The organism is Alkalibaculum bacchi (assembly GCF_003317055.1).
GTDB classification, from domain to species: Bacteria; Bacillota; Clostridia; order Eubacteriales; family Alkalibacteraceae; genus Alkalibaculum; species Alkalibaculum bacchi.
The window spans coordinates 1-3,028 of record NZ_QNRX01000037.1 but is presented as its reverse complement, the minus strand read 5'-3'; the positions used below and the strand labels follow the sequence as shown (position 1 = coordinate 3,028).

Here is a 3,028-nt window from a genome sequence, read left to right as displayed (position 1 = left end):
TTGTACAGGTAAAAATCCGCTTAGGCGACATCTTCTTCCCCAACGCACAATTAAATCCATTCTTGAGATATCTGCAGAATAAATATTGTTAGAAACATTTGTTTTTAAAGATTGATTTTTTTCTTGAATATGGCCAATATCCCATAACCAATAAAGAAGCATCTTCTTTTGTAAGTAATTTTACTGCGTCAATGCAGGCTTTTGTAAATGCTAATCTCTGTATTTTAGAACGCTTTGTATTATCCTTGGTAAAACCGCAATAGGTCAACTCTCTAATTCCTAATTCCTTGCATTTATTAAACAAAGATAAGCCTGGCTCAATCCCACTATTGTATCCTTCTTCTTTTAATAGACCTTTATCTTGCGCCCACCTTCGATTTCCATCTGGGATAATGCCAATATGCTTTGGTAATCTCTCTATAAATTACTCCAATATCTATTCTTATTGTTCTGTCTAGAGATGCTAGCAAAAACAAGCCAACTCTCTTTTGCAACAAACAACTTTCATATTCTTGATCCTAAATGTTAAATATATACAGAATATTGGGTGAATATATTAATCGACACGATTGTTTATTAAAATATAGCTTATTGGTTCTATATATGTTAAAGGTTATATTCTTAGTAAGTCTTTACCTTACGATATTTTTTGCTTGTTTTCCATATGGACATGCTTGTACGCAATATCCACACATATCAATTTTCCCCTCATTTTTCCGTTGTCTATGATAATCATAGCAAGCTACCGCGTTATAGCGCATTTCACGGGGTTCTTCTGGGACAAAATCGCGACCAGTATATGCATGTACAGGACATGAATCTACACAGGCATGACAATTTCCACAACGAGAATCCATTATATAGCCGGAATTTCTAAGCCGAAGATTTGTAAGCACAGAAACAAAACGGACTCTTGGTCCATAATCTGGTGTAATCAATAATCCAGATTTTCCGATCCAGCCAAGTCCACTCAATCTTGCTCCAATTTTGTGTGAAAAGTTAGAGCAAAGCTTTTCTTTATCTGGATATAGAGAAGGGCTAATTGCCATAGAAAGATAGCTATTTTGCTGTAAAAAGGTAGCAATTACAATAGATATAATCCCTAATTGCTGATTAATAGACTGATAAGCAGAGAAATAATCAGCAAAACTGTGGACATCATCTCTTAAAATTCCGTCTATTGTACTATCTGGCAATACCATTCCAATAGTAATACAATAGTCATATTGTCTAAGATACTCTCCACCTTGTTTACAAATTTCATTATGTGCAGATGATATGTTTGAAGAACCAATATGAGTAGCGCCCATAGATACTGCAATCTCTTTGATTTTATTTTCTAATCCCTCTATACTTTTTATAATAATTCTCCTTTCTCTATAATTTTCGTATGATTTATTTTAATAGTTACCATATAATTATTTAGAACTTATCAGCTAATACTACTTTCGCATGATCAATGGATTGATTCACTTCTGTAGTATTAATAGTATTCATATCTTCTTCACCTTTTCCTTTAATTACAAGTTCGACTTTACACATATTATAAAGTAATCCAACGAGAAGAACTGTATTTTCTGCAAGCTTTTTCTCTTCAGCAGTAAATGTATTCCAATCCTTATGACCTAACATAGTAACAACGCTTGTTAATCCGTTTAAATGCTTTTGATAAATTCCATTAACAGAAGAAATTGTATCATGGTATTTATTAGAGGTATTTCTTAAATCAAGTAAATACTCACAAATCTTATTAATCTTATCCTCAGCTTTCTTCATCTGTGACCATGCTTCATCTGCTTTATCTGATAGCTTGCCGCCCGTAAAACTAAAGATAACGCCGCCTACAAGCAACCCGACACCTAATGTTGTTGCGCCTAAAATAGTAGTACCTAGGGCAATTCCTCCACCGCCTGCTGCAATGGCACCGCCACCTAATGCAGCCAATGTTGCATTTGTTAAAGCAGCTCCACTCAAAGAAGCTATTGCCGTACCTGTTGAAGCAGTGCCCAATGCCATAACTGCCGCTGTAGTTGCACCTGCTGCAGCAAATCCACCAGCCGCGCCCAAACCTGCTCCACCTAAACCACCAAGAAGCACTCCTGCTCCAACGGATACCTTTTTAAGTTTTTCTGAATCATACTTTGGAAGAGTAATGCCATTCTTAGAATAATTCTCGAATGTAGGTCTATTTTTAATTTGCTCAAATACATCTGAGAATGTATTAAAACTATGTAGTATTTCCAATTCAAGTTTGCCCAATTTGTCCATATCTTCACTGGTTGTTTTGTTTTCTTTTTCAAAGCGATTCATATTGCGCTCATGGCACCTCTTGGCAGACTCCATTGTACCATTCGCTTCTTTCATCTTTGCTGCTCCGTGAATCCCTGTTCCAATTCCTGCTGCACCAGCAATCGCAGCTCCGATTCCTAAAAATAATGGTAAAGGCATATTCATTTCCTCCTTGATTTTTTTAGTTCCTTACAGAACTTGTAATTAAGCTCAAGATAATCCTGGTAGATTATTTGTTCTTTAAACATAACTTCATAGCATTCATCAACACGGCACACTAAAGGCCTATCATCATATATTGTGCAAATATCATTTTTCAAATACATGCAAATACCATCTCCGTTATGCAATTCATTGTATATTGGTGATTTGTGTAGATTTCTGCAACATTCACCGCATTTATCGCACTCAAACATTATTTAAACTCCAATATAGAAAATTCGTCTTTCATGAAATCATCAAAACTTCCACTGTAAGGCAATGCAATACCAAGGGCTTTATATTCATTTAGTAATAAAACATGTAACTCTTCTTCGTTATCTGTTTCTTCCATCATTTCAAGCATCTTATCATATTGCTCTGTTTCCTTTTTGAAGAGTTCAATATCAATTTGTTCAAGTTGAGATAAATATAGTGCGAAAGCTTCATTTATTCTAATGTATGCATCCAGTTGCTTCTGAAGTGGCAAACTAATCCCTGCTCTAATACATACTTCTCTAAACACTAGTGATACTAATCT

General features: G+C 35.1%; 3 protein-coding genes and 1 pseudogene. All 4 read right to left on the bottom strand.

The window, feature by feature from the left end; translation table 11 throughout:
• Positions 1-421: pseudogene (locus DES36_RS14580) on the bottom strand (undecaprenyl diphosphate synthase family protein); the annotation flags it as partial.
• Between the two features lie 211 nt (positions 422-632).
• On the bottom strand, positions 633-1,310 hold the full coding sequence (locus DES36_RS14575) for a 4Fe-4S double cluster binding domain-containing protein (RefSeq protein ID WP_113921951.1): 678 nt from the start codon (positions 1,308-1,310) through the stop codon (positions 633-635).
• A gap of 112 nt (positions 1,311-1,422) precedes the next feature.
• Positions 1,423-2,448 (bottom strand): hypothetical protein, encoded by a 1,026-nt coding sequence (locus tag DES36_RS14570; RefSeq protein ID WP_113921950.1) that lies wholly within the window; start codon positions 2,446-2,448, stop codon positions 1,423-1,425.
• Between the two features lie 256 nt (positions 2,449-2,704).
• A partial coding sequence (locus tag DES36_RS15010) for a hypothetical protein (protein WP_170128344.1) occupies positions 2,705-3,028 on the bottom strand: 324 nt, incomplete at its 5' end.